The sequence below is a fragment of the Pedobacter sp. Leaf194 genome, from assembly GCF_001423945.1.
In the GTDB taxonomy this organism is placed as follows: Bacteria; Bacteroidota; Bacteroidia; order Sphingobacteriales; family Sphingobacteriaceae; genus Pedobacter.
Genome location: NZ_LMPU01000009.1, coordinates 146,933 through 166,879 on the forward strand (window position 1 = coordinate 146,933; position 19,947 = coordinate 166,879).

Below are 19,947 nucleotides of genomic sequence, written 5' to 3' on the forward strand. Positions count from 1 at the left end.
AACAAAAGAGATGAAGCATTGGTTGAGGTTTTGAAAGTGATGAATCAAAATCCTAAAAGTCAAGGCTCATTCTTATTGATATCTTCGTTTATAAATTTTGGTTAGAAAGTATATTTATTTCAAATTTGCAATCAAATTATAGCTGTTTCCTGTATAATTTTCGCCACGTTTTGTAGGATATTACCAACCCGCAAAAATATTAACAAGTATGTAAACCAATTACTTCAGCCACGTTACAAGATAGAAATAAAATTCATATATAAATGTAACATTCTTAAATAAAAAAAGGAAGCAATAAATTGCTTCCTTTAAACCAAATATATAAATGAGCGCAGCGATATTTAAGTATCAACCTGCGTTAACCTTATTGTAGCGGATCGAATGGCCCACCCCAGGTATTCGTTTGTTGCAAATTAATATTGTTGCTAATTGCTGCCGTAGGGATACCATAAAAATAGTTTCCTGCCTGAAAGTTTATGTTTTGTGTATCAAGTTGTTTCAAACTTACCGTAAAACTCGAAGCGTAAAGTGCATCTAAAGACGTTGCTGCAGAAGCTTCTCTTGTTAAAGCAATGTAATCAGTTGATGTACTTGTGTTTTTAAGCTGTACAACAAGTGCATTTCTCCTTGTACCATTCAGTGTCGATTCAAGTAATTTTCTTCTTCTTAAGTCGAAGAACCTTTTACCCTCAAAAGCAAGTTCAATCTGTCTTTCTCTCATAATTGCGCTAACTAAGTCGGTTTTGCTCATCCCTGCAGCTAAGCCATACAAACCATCAGTTCCTGCTTCTAAACCTGCTCTTTTTCTAATCGCGATTAAGTTCGCGTAACCTTCATCAGCCTGTCCGGTTTTATTAATCTCTGCAGCACATTCTGCTAAATTTAATAAAACTTCAGCATAGCGAATCTCAATCCAATCGGTACCTACAAAAGTTGTCGGCGAAACCCGGGTTTCATCAACACCTTTACGTAGATAGAAACCAGTATTGCTTGCTGTAGATTCTGTAGATTTATTGGTTGTTCCCGCAGAATTAGTGAAGTAAAAGTAAGTCCACAAACGCGACGAACCGAGAACGCTGCCCCACGTACCGCCATTGTAGGCAACAGTTTGATAAAAGCGTGGGTCTCTGTTTTTATAGAAAGTTGTTAAAGCATAAGGATATTTTGTTGAGGCTCCTGTACCTGTAGCCGGCTTACCATCAGCCATCGGAAAAGCTAAACTCATTTCGTAACTCGGTGTGTAAGATCCGCCACCTGATACCGACCTTGGTCTGGCGCCATTGTCATAAGTATTGCTATTTGCCGCAGCATCAGCAGTTGCTGTATTGTATTCTGTAACTAAAACAGCCTCAGGATTTTTTGGAATTCCACCTTCATTTGCTCCGTCAAGAGTCCACATGGTATAATCCCACTTAGAATAAAGTCCGTAGCCATTCGCTGATAAAAGCGTTACTGCAGTTTTGTTTGCATCGTAAGCATCTTGCCATCTGGCAACATCGTTATTAGGGTTAAATTCCGGACTTGCATAGGTTAACAACACACGACCCTTAAAAGCCGCCGCAGCACCAGATGTAATTCTACCATAATCTGCCGCTTTTGGCCATCTGCCCGGAAGATATTTAACGCAAGAATCTAGATCCCGCTTAATCTGGGCAAAAACTTCGCTTGTTTTACTCCGTGGAACCAAGGCTGCTTTTTTTGCATCCTCACCAACGGCATCAAGCGGAACTAAAATTAAGGGAACGCCTCCATATAATTTTGCCAGCTCGAAATAACGGTAAGCTCTCCAAAAATAAGCCTGTGCTGCAAACCTTCTTTTTACGGCAATGTCTAATGTACCGGCATTTATGTCTCTAATAAAAGTGTTAATTGTGCGTATTTTACCGTAGGCGTTAGACGTTGTGTTTGTTGTGCCGATATCGGTTACGCTTTCGATTGTTGCCGTACCCAAAACGAACACATTACTTCCCTGACTTTCTTCGGTTAAATTATAGGTGCCGGCTGAGTGTATTGAACCTCCAGTTGTGCCAAACCAGCCCGGCTGATTTTGACTATACAAATAATCTACATTTAATTTTGCAGTTGTTGAATCGTTAAAAACCTGATCTGCAGTAAAAGTACTTATGTCTTGCTGTTCAAGAACTTTTTTACAGTTGCTTAGTCCTAAAACTACTAAACAAGCTGCTGATATGGTGAATATTTTTTTCATGTTGATAAATATTAAAAGCCTACGTTAATACCGAACGACCAGGTTTTGAGTGTTGGATAGCTGTATAATGAAGTTGCTAAATCTCTGTAACCATCAGGAAAAGGGTTTATAAACTGAATTGGATTAGTTGCAACCGCATAAACTCTTGCGCTCGACATGCCAATTTTGTTCGCAAATCTTGTTGGGATTGAATAGCTCAAATTTAAGCTGCTCACGTTGAAACTTGTTGCGCTAACCAACCAGAAATCAGAATTTGCTTCGAAATTGGTCCTAAAAAATGGATTTGGATATGCAGCAGTTGTGTTTGTTGGAGTCCAGTGATCAACCCAGTAAACCGCTCTGTTATCATAAATTGATGCGCCTGTTGATGAACTTGATTGATTAGCAGGTTTAAGGCCATCAATCGATGTCCAACCGCCCCACGACATGCCCATAATTACATTTAAGTTTAAACCTTTGTAACCAACACTAAAGTTTAAGCCCAGGCTGTTGTGGTTATTTTGTCGTGCTTTAACATACGACTGATCTTTTAAATCTGTTGAAATAACCCCATCGCCATTTACGTCTTCGTAGTTTATCATTCCCGGCTGAAGCGGCTGGCCTAATATTTTAACATTAGCTGCACCGCCGGCTGCTGCAGCACGTTGTGCTATAATTGCATCAGCATCTGCTTGTGTTCTGATAAGGCCTAAAGATTTGTAACCGAAAACACCCAAATCGGTAGAACGACCGGTAACATCTTGTATTGTACCAACAATGCTTGCAGATTGATCAACTTTTAATGCTTTATTGTCCATCCACGAATAAAAAGGACTAAAACTATAGGTTATGTCTTTACCAATGTTATCTCTCCACGCAAGTGAAAATTCGTAACCAAACGTATTTACATTATTAAAGTTTTCAGTTGGCGTAGTAGCACCAATTGTTGCAGGAACAGATGAATTTAATGCAGTTAAAATGTTTCTTCCATAGTTATAAAAGTAATCTGCAGAAACAGACAGACGATTTTTGAGGAAAGCCATATCTACACCGTAGTCGGTTTTAAGTTCCTTGTTCCATCTAACATCTGCATTAGGAATGGCCAGATTCGGTTTAATTGCAATACTTCTATCGCCTTCGCCAAATACGGCACCGCCACCGCTTCCGGTACCTAAATTATAGTTTGCCTGATATTGGTAGGCTTTTGTATTATCTACACCCGATAAACCAACCGAAACACGAACTTTTAACTGGTCTATCCATTTAAAGTTATCAGCGATGAATGATTCTTTCGATAACACCCATCCAGCTGAAGCCGCAGGAAAATATCCCCAGTTGTTTCCGGGAGCAAATCTGGAGCTACCATCAGCACGGAAAACCAGCTGCGCTAAATATTTACCATCGTAATCATAGTTAACACGTGAAATAAAGGCCTGGAAACCTGCAAGTCCTAACTGCCCAGTCTGCGTTGAACTGCTCACACCCGTTGTAAATGTTTGGGAAGGTAATGCACCAACCACTACACCTGTACTTTCTGCAGCAACGCCTTCACTATATTGCTCGCGTTGTTCGAATAGGGCAATTGCCGAAATGTTATGTTTACCAAAGGTACGCTGATAGTTTAATCCTCCATCAAATTGGTAAGAATCGGCAAAGGTTGGGTTTAAACGAACCTTATCTCCGTTAAGAACATTAAAAGTTCCCAAAAGCGCACCTCCAGGAATGTGATTGTTTGCACCTAAACCTGCGTATTTATAATAAACGAATGTTGTACCAAACTGCTTGTTATTGGCACTATTTAAATTCTTGTTAAAAGTAGCTGTAGCCGTTAAGCCTTTAACACCAGGAATTTCGTAAGTAACTTTTCCTAAAATATTGGTTGATGTACTTGTTCCGCCTGTGTAGTTATTAGAATTCTGAATCTGGAAAAAGTTAATGTTATCGTTACCACCGGTGTTACTGCCACCGATTACTACCGGATTTCCATTTATAAAATATTCCTGCCATGGCTGCACATTTTGCAGTGAAGCGGCATCGTTATCTAAACTTTCTGATGTACTTGTAAGTTTGTACCAATAACTACGCGAATAACCAACATTAGTATTTAGAGATAGTGAAGTTACCAAACCCTTAGCAGGTTTAGCTTCAACAGTTGCCCTTAAACCATATTTATAAGAGTTAATGCCTTTGAAATTGGAATTTTGATTTACATAATCGCCGCCGATAAAATAAGTTACTTTATCAGAACCACCGCTAATATTAAGTGCAGTACGCCATACATAAGCATCTTTAAAGGCATCGTCAAAATAATTGTGACTGTTATTGGCAAAATACGCAAGCTCATCCGGAGTATACCAGTTAGCATTTCTCGTTGTAGCAACCACGCCGGTAGTTCCGTTAACCAGATAACCGTCGGCATTGTAGTAATTTGGCACTGGAACGCCAGGAACCGTTTGAATATAAGCTGATGCCTGGGTATAATCGTTTAGAAAGGAACCTAGTTGCGATGAATTCATCAATTTAGGCATCGTAGTGGCAGTTGATACACCAAGTGAAGTGCTTAAAGTAAATTTTGGAGCACCAATTCTTCCTTTTTTGGTACGAACCATAACAACACCGTTTGCACCTTGAACACCGAAAATTGCCGCTTCAGCATCTTTCAAAATTGCTACACTCTCTACCTCGTTTATGTCCAGCTGGTCGAAATCGGATTGAGTTCTGATGATATCATCTATAACAAAAATTGGGTTTGTTCCCTGTCCGCCATCTTTTGCATAGGCAACCGGGTTACGAACTGTAATCGTTGTACCCTGACCCGGACGTTGAGCGCCGCCAGAAACACTTAAACCAACTACCGTACCGCGTAAGGCTGAAGTAATATTAAGCGCCGGAATGTCTTCTACCTTTTTTAAATCAGGGGTAGAAACGGCACCCGTTAAAGATGTTTTTTTCTGCGTACCGTAACCAACAATTACAACAGCATCGCCATCCAAATCTTTAATATCTGAAACTAACTTTACATTTATAGTTGTCTGATTACCCACCGATACCTGCTGTCTGGCGTAGCCGATGTACGAAAACACCAACACATCAGAATTAGATTTAACCTGAATGGTATAAACGCCATCAGCGTTTGTACTCACATTACTTGGCACACCTTTTAAGCTAACATTTACCCCCGGAATACCTGTTCCATCAGATTGATCGACTACTTTACCTGTAATCTTTCGATCCTGAGCAAATAGAATTGTACTCGCCACCAGCGTTAGCAGCAAGGACAAAGAAAGTTTGCGTAAAAATTTTAAGTTCATATTTATAATTTGGTTAGTTTTTAATTCCCTTCTCTTTGAAGAATTACCTTTTTATCACTGATTGAAAATTGGTTATAGCGTTGATGAAAATATGTTACAATGGTGCATGTTGATGATGAACGTCAAAAGCCAAAATCACGCAAGAATTTATACGGAAGTTCTGATTAAGATAGCCCACTACTGAATTTTATTAAGTTTATAATTTGGTTAGAAAGTATAAGAATACTTTTTTAGTTACAATCAAAAGGAAAAACGTTAACCTGAAAACCGTTTAATTACAGGCGCCTAAAGCCAAAAATAATAAACGTTAAAGTAACATTTTTAATTTCAATACAATATAGAAATTAATTCATATATAAATGAAATATTCTTAAATAAAAAATGTTAAAAAAATTTTCCGGTTAAAATTCTTTCAGATTATCATTAATTCTTTTGTTCTTTTTCTTTGCGTCTTTTCTCCCACTCTATTCCTTCTTTTTTTAAATCGTAACCAGCGGCTGACAAATAGTTATTAATCCGGCCTTTGTATTTACCGAACCAGGCATGCTTTTTATCTGATGATTCTGCATCTATCGCATGTTCTCTTGCTTCCGTTAACCAAACTAAAATTTGCTTCTTTTGCGCTTCTGTTAATGTTAAGATTTCTTCCTGGTAAGCTTTGTAAGTAATTGGTAATACGTTATAAGTCATTCCGTTTTTTACCAGATCTACCTGCTCAGCTGTTAAGTTTGAAGAAAGCCTGGCAATGTATTTTTTATGCAGCTTAGCCAGCTGTGCTTCTGTTTTACGATTTTGCTCAGCAATAGCCGTATCTCTAACGGCCTTATTATCTTTATTCTTCTCTTTGATTTCTTTATACTTAGCATCGCGGGCAATGTAGATGTCGTTGAGGTTGCTGTATTGATCGCGAATGATATTGCTTACTTTTTCAGTTTTAGCGGCATCGTTTAAAGTAAGGGTTGCTGCAATTTTAGCTGCCCGCTCGGTAATGGTTTTTAAATATTTTGCCTTTTCATAATCAAATGACGCATTTTGTGCAAAACTACCGGCAACATTTGAGAGCATTAAGAACAAAACCAGGATTGATAACTTCATTACTTTATATTTTAATTAATTGTTATTGATAAGCTGCACATCGCCACAAAAATGAACTTTTAAACCCAGTTCATTTAATGCAGCAGCCTTAATTCTACAGGCTTGATGTGCAGTTGCTTCATTATTTGCATAAACAACCTGTATATGATTCGCCTTGTGCCTTGCCATTAGCTGATCTCTGCTAACGCCTTTCAAAACCGCATGCATTATTGGCCATTCCGGCGTTGTATTGTTCCAACGCCTTTCCGTTTCTGCTGGTGGCAAAGAAACAACTTCACCAACACCTAAATCACATTGTAACTCATTATTTGCAATGTAAATGCGACTCCAAACGATGAAACCAGGCTTACTTATCCCTTTTAAGGTTCCGCCGCCCAGGCGAAAATACATTGGCGGCTGCCGTTCACTACTGGCGCCTTCATATCCGCCGATGAAATGTTCGGCAGGTGCTGCTCCGGAGATTAAGAAAAGCCACACAAAATCGTTTATGCCTTCACCCAGATAATGCTCACCCCAGCGAATATCATGTAAGGTATTTTCGCCACTCATGCCTAATTCTTTCCACAACTTATAGGTTAGCAAGGCATCCAGCCCGGCGCATTCATCAACCTCGTTAAAATGTGGAAGTGCTTGTTTTGCATAGAGTTCTTTGCCACTTTTGGAGAATACCGGCGGTCGGTCCTGGTTATTTAACAAGCCCTCTACCAAATCGCTTGCAACAGTTAAATCCTTTAAGCCCTGCTGATACTGGATTCCGATTGTGTCGCAGCTAAAATCGTCGGCAATACGCATGGCCGCAATGTACATTTTACATTGCCACAAGGTTTGCCTTTTTGTTAGGTCAGTTTCCTCATTTGTTCCCCACTTAAAAGTCATGCCTTTTGCCAGTAACCAGTCTAAAACAGCTGCTGCTTCCTGGTCATTAACATCAAGCATTGCGGCATAAAGCGCCGACTGACTTAACCTTTCTTTAAAAAAACCAGTTTTGTGGAGCAATTCATCAGGTATAATGGCATTGTACATCCCCATGCAGCCCTCATCAAAAACGCCCATTATCACTTTACGTTCTTTCAAAGCAGCCGCGAATGTTCTTCCTGTTTTTTCATCAGCCGGAGAGATTTTCGTTTGACTAAAACTGGTTATATGATTCTCTTTGTGATTAATTTTTCCGTTTGATAACCATTCCTGTAAACCACTGGTAAAAAATTCATCGGTAAAGTTCTCGCTCCAAAGTGTGCTGTAATTAACATCTGCTTTTGTTAAACAACCGTTCAGGTTTAGCGTGCCAACTAAGCCGGGCCATTGCCCGCTCCAGTTTGCAACAGTCAATATTGGCCCCAAATGTGTTGTTAAGCCTGCAAATACATGATGAGAATATTGCCAAACGCTTTCTGCAACGATTAAGGGTTGTTTTGGATTTATATTTCGGAAAATATCCATTCCCATCCGTTGCGAATCTATGAAACCATGCTTTTTCTCGGGGATATAATCGTGAGCACGCTTAACTGTCCAACCGAACTTCTCAATTGCAGCAGTTAATTTTCTTTCCATTTCAACCTGTGCAGGCCAGCAGTTCTGGTTTGCAGAAAGTCTTAAATCTCCGCTGGAAACCAATAAAATTTCGCCTTGTTTAGTGAGGTCCATGATTCATTAATAAACAAATTATTTTTATATAAATAAAATGTCGGTTTATATTTTGGTTAATACCCAGCGGGCTTTATACAAAACTCAACAATCATAATTGGTATTTAATGAAACTTTTTATCAAATTAATATAGGATATTATCATAGCATAAGCTAACTTTAATGTTTTAAGCTTATGATGTGCAAACATTAATCAGCCAGCCCTAACCAATATTCCTAAATCATGAAACCTCATTTTCATAAAGTCCCGGTAACGCTTCAAAGTTCATTCAGCATCCGTCATGATGTAAAACCTGATTTTGGAAACATCTGGCATTACCACCCGGAGTTAGAACTGCACTACGTTATAAAAGGTGAAGGCGTTCGTTTTATTGGCGATAATATCAGCAATTTTGTGCCCGATGAAATGGTGTTACTTGGCGAAAACCTGCCCCATACCTGGCGTTGTAAAGATGAATACTTTCAGGGAAACCCCGACTTGAAAACCGAGGCCATAGTGATACACTTTTTACCGGATTGCCTTGGAAAATATTTGGTTAATTTACCTGAAGCTTACCTGATACCGAAATTGTTCGAAAAGGCAAAAAGCGGACTAATTATTAAGGGAGCTGCAAAAGAAAAGCTTATTGATTTGATGAAAGCTGCAATTGACGCCACTAATCTCGACCGCATCATTATTCTTTTATCGATTTTAAAAACCCTCGCAGAAACGGATGAATATGAAACAATTGTAACCAGCAAAAACACTTTCTATCAATCAAACGAATCGGAAACTTTAAGGATAAATAAAATTTGCACCTACACGTTAAGCAATTATAAAAAAGACATAACGCTTGATGAAGTGGCTTCGTTAAGCAATTTGAGTGTTACCTCTTTTTGCAGGTATTTTAAACTGATGACTAAGAAAACTTATTATGATTTTCTAATTGAAATCAGGGTGAGCCATGCATGCCGTTTTTTGATTGAAAATAAATTGCCTACCGAAATGATATGTTTTGATTGTGGATTTAACAATGTATCAAACTTTTACAGGCATTTTAAAAAGGTGACGGGTATGACTCCGTTAGATTATAAAAGGAAGTATTTAAACTAGCATTTAAATCGATGTTCGGGGCTGCGCCGGTTGTTCTTTAATCCAATAAATTAAATATAAACCTGAATATTGAGTTCGCTTCTCAAAGATGTATAATCATCAAATAATTTTTCTACCGCCTTCATTACACGCGGACTAAAGTTCCCGACCGCTCTTCTTGTAAATGTGGATATGTCCAATCCTCGTTTTTGAAGGAAATACTTTGATACGATTGGATAAACATTGTGCATAACGTCCATATTGTCAATTAAAAACTGTTGCACAATCTTAACTTCTTCTGCTACGGAAGAATCGTTGTAATGATCGCAAAGCCAAACAATTAATTCGGGGAAATAATTGCCCTGAATGCAGGATAACCCCGCCGAACCGGCTTCTAAAGATTCTACTGCATGAACGATATAAGCATCGTACAATCCAAATTTGTGGCCTTGCGTAAGCGCTAATTTTTCTTTAATCTGCGCTAAATCAAGGCAGGTATCTTTGTGATAAATCACCCGGCCAGTATCTACAAAATTACTTAACTGCTGAGGTTTCAATACACGTTTATAAGGTACAGGACACTCATAAAAGCCTATGGGAATGTTGTCTGTCTGGTTGAGCAAATCAAAAACGTTTTCGTCAAATACCTCGTCTGAATCATTTTCATCGGCTAGCAGACCCGTTATAGCAATTACGGCTTCAACACCCAAATCACTAACTTCTTTTACAAAATCTGCCTGCCTTGAAATTGCACCGCCAAAAGTGCCCGTTGCAACAACCGGCACGGCGCCATCAACAACTTTTAAAACATGCTTAATGGCTTGAATTCGTTCTCTATCTGTTAATTCGAACATTTCGCTTGAAAGACAATTAGCAAATAAACCTGAAGAGCCTGCCTGCAAATAAATCTCTGTAAGCTGCGTAAGTGCTGTGAAATCGATATTTCCGTTATCGAGAAAAGGTGTTAGCATTACCGGGATGAACCCTTTTTGTGAGTTTTCCATTATTTCTGAATTGAAAGTTTTTTTTTGATTTTAACTGGTGGTGGTTGCTTTTCTATTCTTAATTTTTGTGAGCAAAACGCCCGTTAAAAAGATTGTTAACGTGCCAACGACGATAATCATGTTTTTATGCAGTGGATTTCTAAATGCTTCATATTGCGGTGGCAACAGTGATGAAAGCGTCATCCAGATAATAACTGCAATGCCAATCATCGTGGCAATTATGGCTTCATGGTTTTTAGTTTTGCGACTAACGATTCCAAGAAGAAACAGACCTAACATCCCCGCAGCGAAAATGCCTGATAGCTCCCACCAAACGTCGAGAATGCTTTTAACGCCAATCATGGCAATGCCAGCAATCATCCCCAGCAAGCCAAAACCGACGGTTGCGATGTGCAAAAGCGAAAGGTTTTGCCTGTCGTTGATGCCAGGTTTAATGTAGCGCTTATAAATATCAACTGAAAAAACTGTGGCCGATGCATTCATTCCAGAGCTTATTGTACTCATTGCCGCCGATAAAATGGCCGAAACAATTAAACCCACCAATCCGGCCGGAATTTTTGTTACCATAAAATGAGGCATAATTTTGTCGCCGTAATCGGCTGGTTTTAAACCACTTTCTAACTTCAGAATCTCTGCCGCAGAAGCCGAAATTGGTAACCTTTCTACCGCCACCTGATGTTTTAGGCTTTGCACTAAAGCAGGATTAACATCGTAGTAAGCATATAAGCAAGATCCTATAACAAAAAATAGTAAAGAAGCCGGAATGTATAACCAAACGCATAACCAAATCGACTTTGATGCCGCTTTACTTGAAGATGCAGTATGGTAACGCTGGATATAATTTTGGTCCATACCGAAGTTGTTCAGGTTAATAAAAAAACCATAGAGCAGAACAACCCAAAATGAGGAACCGACAAAATCGAGCTTGAAACTTCCGAGGCTAAATTTATCGTGAGCACGACCGATTTCCAATATTTTCGATGAGCCGCCCGGCATATTTGTAATGATGAGGTATAGAATAAGTAACGCACCAAATGTTTTAACCACCGCCTGCACAACCTCCGTCCATATTACGGCTTCTATTCCACCTAAAACGGTGTAAAATATGATGCAAATTCCCATTACAATCATAATCACCTGCATTGAATAGCCAGTTAAGGCCTGTAAACTTAAAGCGATACCGAAGAAAATAGACCCCATTCTCGCCAGCTGCGTTAGCAGAAAGCAGACAACCGCATAAACCCTTGCCCAGGCTCCGAAACGGTTTTCTAAATGCGTGTACGCAGATATCTCACCCGTGTTTCGGTAAAAAGGCACAAAATATTTTGATGCAATCCATGCGGCGAGTGGCATAGAAATGCTAAATACGAAGGCATTCCAATTACCTCCAAAGGCTTTGCCCGGAACACCTAGAAATGTATTGCTGCTTAAAAACGTTGCGTAGATTGATAAACCAATTGCCCATCCCGGGATACGGCCGGAAGCTTTCGTAAATTGCTCGGAGTTTTTGTTTTTTCGTGAGAAATAAATCCCAACCAAAATCATCCCGACAAGATAAATGAAGATTATAGCAAGATCGAAAATAGGTAGACCCTTCATTATCAGTTGGCTCGTTTACTAATTTGGTTTAAACAAATATCCATTTCTAACTATTTCTATTAATATAAGATTTTGACTACATATTGTATCATCTTATCTTATTGAACATCAAGCGCATCAATAAATAAGTCCTTATTTTCCGTAGCAATAACCCTTAGCTTGTAGCTTCCGGCATTTATCATGCTCCCTGTGTTGGTATTGTAATAATTCCACTTCCCTTCTTTTGTAGGCACAAATTCAGCAAGCTCGGTTTTCATAACTACGCCGTCAGCCGATAAAAAATCAAGTTTTACTTTCAAGGGCTTATCATTTGGGTTGTGGTATTTAATGGTGAGCGAGTACGTATCAGCTACACCAACCGCGATGGGAAATTCCACAACACCATCAACCGGTGATTTAAAAACAACTCTTTGTTTGCCAAGAAAATCGACTTTTTGAAGGCCGGTACCTTTTAAAAGAGCATCGGTAGCTTTATAACTCGTTACGGTTTTCAAATCATAAGCGGGTTCTAAATTGCTGGGCGGCACAAGCACAACCGTTGCAACCCCGCGACCGACGTTCACTTCTGCACCTTTTGGAAACCGCTTTCTATAAACCTGAAAATTTTGCCCTTTGCTGTTCCTTATCTTAGTTTTAGTATCTTCATAGCCGGCCAAATTCTTTAACGCACCGTCTTTCGAACCGATAAAAACATCAGCATCTTGATTCATTTTAAATTTAAATCCGCTATGATCTTCTGATAGTTTCAACCATTCAGCGCCAAAAAGATTTGGCGGCAGGCTGGTGATATCAATCACTTTATCCGAAAACTGTTTGTCGCCAATGTCTAGCCAGCTGCTCAACTCGAATTCCTTGGCTAGAGGCGCAGCAACCAGAGCGCTATTCTTGGCGCTGACGTTTATGTTTTTATTTAAACTTGCAACAGCAATAGCAGAAATAAGTGCCTGCCCTGCTTTAACCTGTGGAAAAGAAACGACTAACTTACCACCCTTAACGAAAACTTTAACCGTCTTTTTTAAGAGGGAATTGGTTCCGGTTTCTTTCCAAATGTCTAAATCTTTAATCACGGTTTTATTATTGATTGCAACATCAAACAGGCGCATTTTTTCCGCATTAATTCCGCCACCAATACCAAGCCAGGGCTCAATGAAATAAAGCTCAACTAAATAATCTCCATCCTGAGGAACATCAAAATGAAAACTGAGCTGGTTTCTACCGTACCTGAAGGTTTGAAATAGTTTCCAGTCTGCAGTTCCCTTTACGGGAGAAAATGTTCTCCTCTGACTTGCAAAAAAAGCAGGTATTCCCGGAAAGGCCGCAGTCCACGATGATGAGCCATAATTATTGTTTGGTGTTATTTGCTGGTCTTTTAACCAAACGCTACCAAATTCATCTTTATGTTCCGGTCCGCCGCAATTTAACCGGTACAAATAGTTGTAATTTTCTATTGGTTTAGCAATTTTCGCATCCTCAATAAGCTTGTAAAAATTAGGCGATTCGGGCAAACTGTTTAAAACGATATAATTTTTAGCGACTGGTTTTCCATCAACATAACCAACCGCATAAAGCACATTATAGTTCAAAGCAACGTTATTCCATTGAAAATGTGTTCCGATTTTTCCGCGGGTTTTTCTTCCTAACGATTCATTGTTCACATCATTAAACAACTCAACCTCATCGCAATTTGAATAGACAACTACACTATCTTTTATGCCAGGCTCCGACCATCGGTTTGGCCAGGTTTGCGAAACAATGTAAACCATTGGTTCAGTTAGTTTTGGTGCATAATTCGCCCTGAACATATAATAAACGTCGGTCGGTTCTTCCCAGGGGGTAAACATCCCCTTGTAATTTACCGGGCCAATTCTGTCTAAATCCCGCAGGCCTTCCCCACCTTGAACGCGACCAGGATTATCATGCGAGCTGTATAACCAGAAAAAATGCCCGGCAGTTTCGTCTTTAACAGAATCTGCCAGTCTAACTTTTTTCTCCATCAAATCCGTCATTACGTTTTCTGTATAGCCCTTTTCGCCGGGATTTAATTTGTGTAAATCTATGGTTCTCCAGGCGCCGTATTCGCCAACCAAAACCTGTCGCTTCAAATCTTCACCATAGGTAAGCGGGTCCCCGCCATAAGTACCTGTCCAGTTTTGCGGTACATCCCAATCAGTTCCTTTACCACCGTTGCAAGTAGTTACTTTTCTTTGTGAAGATGCTGTCGGATCTAACTTTCTGATAAGTTCAGTACATTCTGCGGCAAAATCTTCTGGCAGTGTGCTTTCATTCTCCAAACCCCATAAAACAACCGCCGGACTGTTTCTACGTTCTTTAACCCAATCTGTAAGCAAGGCTTTAAAGTTCTTTCTGAACTCTGGAGTGTCGTACCAGATGTGCGCTGCCATCTGTGTCCAACATAAAATCCCGAGCTTATCCCAGTAATCAGAATACAACAAATTATGGGGCTGGTGGGCATCGCGAAAGGCGTTGAAACCAGCTGATTTTATCTGCATAACCCTCGAACGGATTTGTTCATCGCCGAAGGCATGGCTTTGGCCAAGCAGGTGTTCATATTCGGCAATTCCGTTTATAAAAACGGGCTTGCCGTTTAACAGAAATACTTTTTGACTGGCATTTTTCCCTATTGGCCAACTTATCCAACGTATGCCATAAGGCGTATTAACCTCATCGATTATTTTACCATTTTCAAGCAATGTCGTTTTCAATACATAAAGATATGGATACGCTAACGACCAAAGTTTGGGATTTAAAATTTCATCAGTTCTCCCTGAAATGTTAATTGCGCTGCCTGCGGCGAGGTTTTTAGTATGCTTTACAATTTTTACCACTTTGCCATTGCTATCCAATAGCTGATTCAGAATGGTAACAGATTTTTGCTTTGAACCATAGTTTTTTATGGAGGTTTCGATATTTAATGTAGCGGCTTTTTCAGAAATTTTATCGTCATTCCAAATGTGCACACCAAAGGGCTGAATCCTTACTTCATTAGTTACAACAAGGTGAACGGACCTAAAAATCCCCATGGGTTGCGAACCTTCAGAAAAACCCCTTTCTGTTGAACAGCCACCATCTACCCAGGGTAAATCCTGAATATTTGCCGGATGATCGGCCCTGACTGCCAAAACATTATCCTGGTTATTTAACCTGATTGCAGCGGTTACATCTAGCGTGAATGTTGTGCGCCCTCCGGCGTGATGGCCTACATTTTTACCATTGAGCCAAACCGTGGCGTAAGAGCCAACGCCTTCAAAATACAGGAAAAATCTTTTGCCTTTTTTAGTTTCGCTGCTTTTAAATATTTTACGATACCAGGCGTAACCGTGCTTGTTTCCATGAAGTCTTCTTTGATAACCCTCATACTGATCCCAATTGTGCGGGATATTTACATCTTTCCAATTGCTTGTTTTATAACTAAGCGCTTCAAATCCATTATAGGCACCAATATTTTTTTCATCAGCAATTGTTTCCCAACCGGAGTTTAACGAAATATCTTTTCTAACAGGACGCTGGGCATGTACCTGGATGGTTAGCAGAAAAAAAAATAGTAGGAAAAATCTTATCATAGCCTTCTCAAATCTCCGTTAAGTTTATAGCTGCCACCAGCTTTAGTATCGAAACTAATGGTCTGGTTTTTATACCTAACCTCGCAAGGCCCGCCCGCATCCGATTTTATCGTTAATGCATTTAGCTTGCCATTGTCCCATGCAAAATCGAGCTCGAAGCCGCCTCTGGCTCGCAAGCCTTTAACTGCTCCAAATGGTAACGCATCGGGCAAAGCTGGCAAGATATCAAGATAGCCTTCGTGACTTTGAACCAGCATTTCGGCAATTCCGGCAGCACCTCCAAAATTTCCATCAATTTGGAATGGCGGATGCGCATCAAAAAGATTTACATATGAACCAGCGCCACCGCCAGCAGGTTTCAGTAACATTCTCACCAGTTTCATGGCGTGGTTGCCATCTTTAAACCTCGCCCAGAAATTAATTTTCCATGCAAGGCTCCATCCGGTGGCATCATCGCCACGGTAAATTAACGACTGCCTTGCAGCTTCCATCGTTTTTCTATCCTTACTCCAGGTAATATCATCGCCGGGAAATACGCCCCACAAATGTGAAACATGCCTGTGTTTATTTGTCTTATCATCTTTATCCTCAAGCCATTCCTGCAATTGCCCAAATTTACCGATCTGGTTTGGTGCAATTTGTGCTACTTTTTCTTCGAGCAGTTTTCTGAATTTTTCATCATCACCCAAAGTTTTCGACGCCTCTATGCAGGCCTTGAAAAGTGTTCTTATGATCTGATGATCCATTGTTGGACCGGCGACCAGGCCGCCATTTTCTGGCGAATTGGAAGGCGTGCTAATGAGCCAACCCGTTTTTGGGTCTTTAACCAGAAAATCTGTGAAAAAAAGCGCCGCAGCTTTCATTAAGGGATATGCCTCTTTCTCTAAAAATTTTTTATCGTGCGAAAACAAATAATGTTCCCACAAATGCATACTCAGCCAACCTGCTCCGGAAACCCAGATACCATGATTGGAAGCGTTAATTGGCGCAGTTCCATTCCATATATCCGTATTGTGATGCAAAACCCAGCCATTAGCACTGTAATACGCCTTTGCAGTTTCTTTCCCGGCAAGAGCCAAGCCTTCAATTTTTCGAAACAGCGGCTTATTTAAAGCAGATAAGTTTAGTATTTCTGTTGGCCAGTAATTCATTTCAAGATTGATGTTGGTGGTGTACTTACTTCCCCAGGGCGGCGTTAGTAAATCATTCCAGATTCCCTGGAGATTAGCAGGCTGTGTTCCTGGTCTGGAACTTGAAATGAGTAAATACCTTCCGTATTGCATGTACAAGCCAGCAAATGAAGGGTCAGTTGAGTTCGAGAATTTCTCTAGTCTTTCATCTGTAGGCAAAGTTTCGTTTACCGACGACCCAAAACTGATACTGAATTTATAAAAATAGGATTGGTACTCTTTAACGTGTTCAGCTTTTATATAATCGTAGTTACTTTTACTTATCTGTAACTGGCGAAGCGAATTTTTAGTTTCCGGATTTCCTGTTACATTTCTGGCATCAATAAAATTGGTTGCTGCCGTAAGGTAAAAAGTTACTTCATCGGCGTTACTGATTACAATTTTATTATTAATTATCTTTACTGCACCTTTCTTAACATTAACTTTTAACCAGCTTTCGCCTTTTAGCGCTCCGTTTTTAACCTGAACTTTAAGTGCTAAACCATTGCGACCAATAGTTTTAACCTCAGCCTTTCGGTGGGCGCTTGATAAGGACGCATTAAGGTTTAAAGCACCCTTTTTGTTTGCAGTCAAATGTACTACAACAGCCTGATTCGGTGCGCTAGCAAAGTATTCTCGTTTAAAAGTTATTCCGTTTGTTGTGTAAGTTGTTGTGGCAATTGCTGTTTTTAAGTCGAGCGAACGTTTGTAATTTGATACATTAGATTTGTTGTGCTTAAAAGTCAAATTTAAATCTCCAAACGGTTGATAACTTGCCTGGTATTGCGGAACTTCAGGCGGGTTTTCATCCTGGATTTTATAGCGCCATTTTTTGACCAACGAAATACCATTTTCGATGCCGGAACCTTGTGGATAAACACCAATATGCCTCGAGGTATCTTTAAAACCTGCTATCCCACCTTTATCGTAATAGTTTAAAACCTGGATAGCTATCGTATTAGAACCGACTTTTAACAATTTCGCGGGAACAGTATATTTCCTTGGCTCTAGGTTATCGGTATTTCCGACAAGTACGCCGTTGATGTAGGTAAAATCCTGGTCGCGTATTCGGTTTAAGTCGAGCACCAAATCTTTTCCAAGCCATTCTTTGGGCATATTAAAAGTGGTTCTAAACCACACAGCGCCATCAACATTAGGTAGGCCTACCAGTTCCCAGCCTTCATAAGAGGGAACCTGAATCGTGTTCCAGCTTTTATCATCATAATTTTCAGATGCCGGGTTTGCTTGCATTCCAGCGCCCGCATGCATGCTTTTGACCCAGCTGGCCCGGTCTCCTGTTTCACTTTGAAGGCCCATAAACTGCGCCTGGGCTAAATCTTCTGCCTCTTTCTGTTTCCCCTCAAAAAGTAATCTTCTAATTTCAGGCAGGTAGGCAGCGGCACCTTTTTTATTGTATGCTCTTGGTTTCCCTGTCCAAAGGGTTTCCTCGTTAAATTGAATTCGATCATTTTCTACACCGCCAAAAACCATCGCCCCCATCCGTCCATTTCCTAAAGGCAATGCGTCTGTCCATTTTTCGGCTGCTTTTTTATACCATAGTGTTGTATTGTTTTGAGCAAAAGCGCAAAACGAAGTAAGAACGATACCAATTAAGATCGCTATTTTTTTAATTAAATATTTTAGGTTTTTGATAATCATACCGACATAATTAAGCTTCTACTGGCCTTTGTCACCAGAAATTACCGTAACAGCGTCATTCATGTCTTTCTCTTTCAAAACGCCGGTTTTTGCATTCCTAAAATTGTTGTTGCCGATGGAAATGTTTTTCGTTCTATCTCCACTAAGCCTCAAATAAGTGTCCGTACCGGCAACCGGAAAGGCATTATAAATAAAAGCGTCACTAACATTTTTTAAATCGACAACGGGCATTTTTGCGACTGGCGAATAGGTTTTAACATTGTCTATGGTTAAATATTTTACGTTAGTCGCCGCAACTGCAGCACCAATTTCGGTATTAACCTGAACGTTATGAAATTCAATTTTATTCGAATTAGTAATGTTGAAACCTGTTTTAGCATCCATGTTAATATCCGTGAAGCTTACATTTTCTATAGGCATTTCTTCCAATCCGTTTAAGTAAGCAGCCTGATTAACCTGCCCGGTAATATTGCTGAAATGGATATTTTTAAACTTTGGCGTACGCTCTGAAATCGGCTCGGGATTGGTTTTAGCGTACTGCATATCTAAAACAATTGCCTGCTGGCCAATATTTTTCATAATGATATTGCTAACCCTAATTTCTTCAACAACACCGCCTCTACCCCTCGCAGTTTTTATCCTGATTCCTCGATCAGTCCCATCGAAAACACAATTGGAAATGGCAATCTTCCGAACATCGCCAGACATTTCGCTGCCAATAACCACGCCGCCATGTCCGGATAACATCGTACAATTCGTTATCGTGTAATTTTCTGCCGGAACAGCCATCTTCCGGCCTGGCGCATCTTTACCTGATTTTATGGTAATGCAGTCATCGCCTACGCTAATATGGCAATCTGAAATATGAACATTTTTGCACGACTCGGGGTTAATTCCATCGGTATTTGGCGAATGCGGGTTATTAATGGTAACGGCATGAATTTTTACGTTTTCGCAAAATTCAGGATTGATGGTCCAGAATGGCGAGTTTTTTATTGTGATGCCATCAATAATTATATTTTTACAGAACATAGGTTGTATAAACGGCGGGCGCAGAAAACCACGTTTCATCTGCTTAGCATCGTCAGGCAGAATAATGTCTTTATTCAACTCATCAAATGTTTTTTGCCATTTAGTACGCAGCTGGCCTTCCTTATAACCTTCAACAAAATCCCACCATTTTTTTCCATGTCCATCAATTAAACCGCGGCCGGTTATCGAAATATTCTCAGCCTTATATGCGTAAAACAGCGGCGAAAATGAAGTTACATCAACGCCTTCATACCTACTTTTAACCATGGGCAAATAGTCATCGAAATTATCGCTGAAATGAAGTTCTGCACCGGCATCAATAAAAATTGTAATGTTACTTTTTAAATGGATAGAGCCTGTTAAGTACTTTCCGGCAGGGAAATAAACCGTACCACCGCCAGCTTTCGAAGCGGCATTAATGGCGTCTTTAATCGCAGTTGTAGCCAATTTGCTGCTATCGTTTTTTGCACCATACTTTAACACGTTGTAAAAAGATTGGCCATGAGTTTCCGAAGCCAAAATAATGGCTAAAATAAAAATAAGCGACTTCAAAAATGCGATGGAATATTTCATGTAAGCTTCTGTTTACCTAA

General features: G+C 39.9%; 10 protein-coding genes. 1 reads left to right on the plus strand and 9 read right to left on the minus strand.

The window, feature by feature from the left end; genetic code table 11:
* Positions 1–364: 364 nt before the first annotated feature.
* From ASG14_RS10835 to ASG14_RS10850, 4 genes are all read right to left on the minus strand, one after another.
* Positions 365–2,209 (minus strand): RagB/SusD family nutrient uptake outer membrane protein, encoded by a 1,845-nt coding sequence (locus tag ASG14_RS10835; protein ID WP_056871089.1) that lies wholly within the window; start codon positions 2,207–2,209, stop codon positions 365–367.
* A gap of 11 nt (positions 2,210–2,220) precedes the next feature.
* Positions 2,221–5,499: a SusC/RagA family TonB-linked outer membrane protein gene (locus ASG14_RS10840; RefSeq protein WP_056871090.1), complete on the minus strand. Its 3,279-nt coding sequence runs from the start codon at positions 5,497–5,499 to the stop codon at positions 2,221–2,223.
* 423 nt (positions 5,500–5,922) lie between these two features.
* Positions 5,923–6,594, minus strand: a complete 672-nt coding sequence (locus tag ASG14_RS10845; RefSeq protein WP_056871091.1) for a DUF3826 domain-containing protein — start codon at positions 6,592–6,594, stop codon at positions 5,923–5,925.
* A 15-nt stretch (positions 6,595–6,609) separates the two neighbouring features.
* Entirely contained in the window at positions 6,610–8,238 is a 1,629-nt protein-coding gene (locus tag ASG14_RS10850) for a fucose isomerase (RefSeq protein WP_056871092.1), read from the minus strand.
* 223 nt (positions 8,239–8,461) lie between these two features.
* Here ASG14_RS10850 and ASG14_RS10855 point away from each other — a divergent pair, with 223 nt between their 5' ends.
* Positions 8,462–9,331: an AraC family transcriptional regulator gene (locus tag ASG14_RS10855; RefSeq protein WP_056871093.1), complete on the plus strand. Its 870-nt coding sequence runs from the start codon at positions 8,462–8,464 to the stop codon at positions 9,329–9,331.
* A 50-nt stretch (positions 9,332–9,381) separates the two neighbouring features.
* Here ASG14_RS10855 and ASG14_RS10860 read toward each other — a convergent pair whose 3' ends face one another.
* The 5 genes from ASG14_RS10860 to ASG14_RS10880 form a co-directional block, all read right to left on the minus strand.
* On the minus strand, positions 9,382–10,314 hold the full coding sequence (locus tag ASG14_RS10860; RefSeq protein WP_056871094.1) for a dihydrodipicolinate synthase family protein: 933 nt from the start codon (positions 10,312–10,314) through the stop codon (positions 9,382–9,384).
* 30 nt (positions 10,315–10,344) lie between these two features.
* Positions 10,345–11,913 (minus strand): sodium:solute symporter, encoded by a 1,569-nt coding sequence (locus ASG14_RS10865; protein WP_056871095.1) that lies wholly within the window; start codon positions 11,911–11,913, stop codon positions 10,345–10,347.
* Between the two features lie 98 nt (positions 11,914–12,011).
* Positions 12,012–15,494, minus strand: a complete 3,483-nt coding sequence (locus ASG14_RS10870; RefSeq protein ID WP_056871096.1) for a malectin domain-containing carbohydrate-binding protein — start codon at positions 15,492–15,494, stop codon at positions 12,012–12,014.
* Positions 15,491–18,322 (minus strand): glycoside hydrolase N-terminal domain-containing protein, encoded by a 2,832-nt coding sequence (locus tag ASG14_RS10875; protein ID WP_056871097.1) that lies wholly within the window; start codon positions 18,320–18,322, stop codon positions 15,491–15,493. The genes ASG14_RS10870 and ASG14_RS10875 overlap by 4 nt, the downstream gene beginning before the upstream one ends.
* An 18-nt stretch (positions 18,323–18,340) precedes the next feature.
* Positions 18,341–19,927, minus strand: coding sequence for a glycoside hydrolase family 28 protein (locus ASG14_RS10880; RefSeq protein WP_056871098.1), 1,587 nt, complete (start codon positions 19,925–19,927; stop codon positions 18,341–18,343).
* Between the last annotated feature and the right edge of the window lie 20 nt (positions 19,928–19,947).

Coding starts and splice junctions, on each gene's coding strand:
- ASG14_RS10835 (WP_056871089.1), bottom strand. CDS start 2,209: ATGAAAAAAATATTCACCATATCAGCAGCTTGTTTAGTAGTTTTAGGA.
- ASG14_RS10840 (WP_056871090.1), bottom strand. CDS start 5,499: ATGAACTTAAAATTTTTACGCAAACTTTCTTTGTCCTTGCTGCTAACG.
- ASG14_RS10845 (WP_056871091.1), bottom strand. CDS start 6,594: ATGAAGTTATCAATCCTGGTTTTGTTCTTAATGCTCTCAAATGTTGCC.
- ASG14_RS10850 (WP_056871092.1), bottom strand. CDS start 8,238: ATGGACCTCACTAAACAAGGCGAAATTTTATTGGTTTCCAGCGGAGAT.
- ASG14_RS10855 (WP_056871093.1), top strand. CDS start 8,462: ATGAAACCTCATTTTCATAAAGTCCCGGTAACGCTTCAAAGTTCATTC.
- ASG14_RS10860 (WP_056871094.1), bottom strand. CDS start 10,314: ATGGAAAACTCACAAAAAGGGTTCATCCCGGTAATGCTAACACCTTTT.
- ASG14_RS10865 (WP_056871095.1), bottom strand. CDS start 11,913: ATGAAGGGTCTACCTATTTTCGATCTTGCTATAATCTTCATTTATCTT.
- ASG14_RS10870 (WP_056871096.1), bottom strand. CDS start 15,494: ATGATAAGATTTTTCCTACTATTTTTTTTTCTGCTAACCATCCAGGTA.
- ASG14_RS10875 (WP_056871097.1), bottom strand. CDS start 18,322: ATGATTATCAAAAACCTAAAATATTTAATTAAAAAAATAGCGATCTTA.
- ASG14_RS10880 (WP_056871098.1), bottom strand. CDS start 19,927: ATGAAATATTCCATCGCATTTTTGAAGTCGCTTATTTTTATTTTAGCC.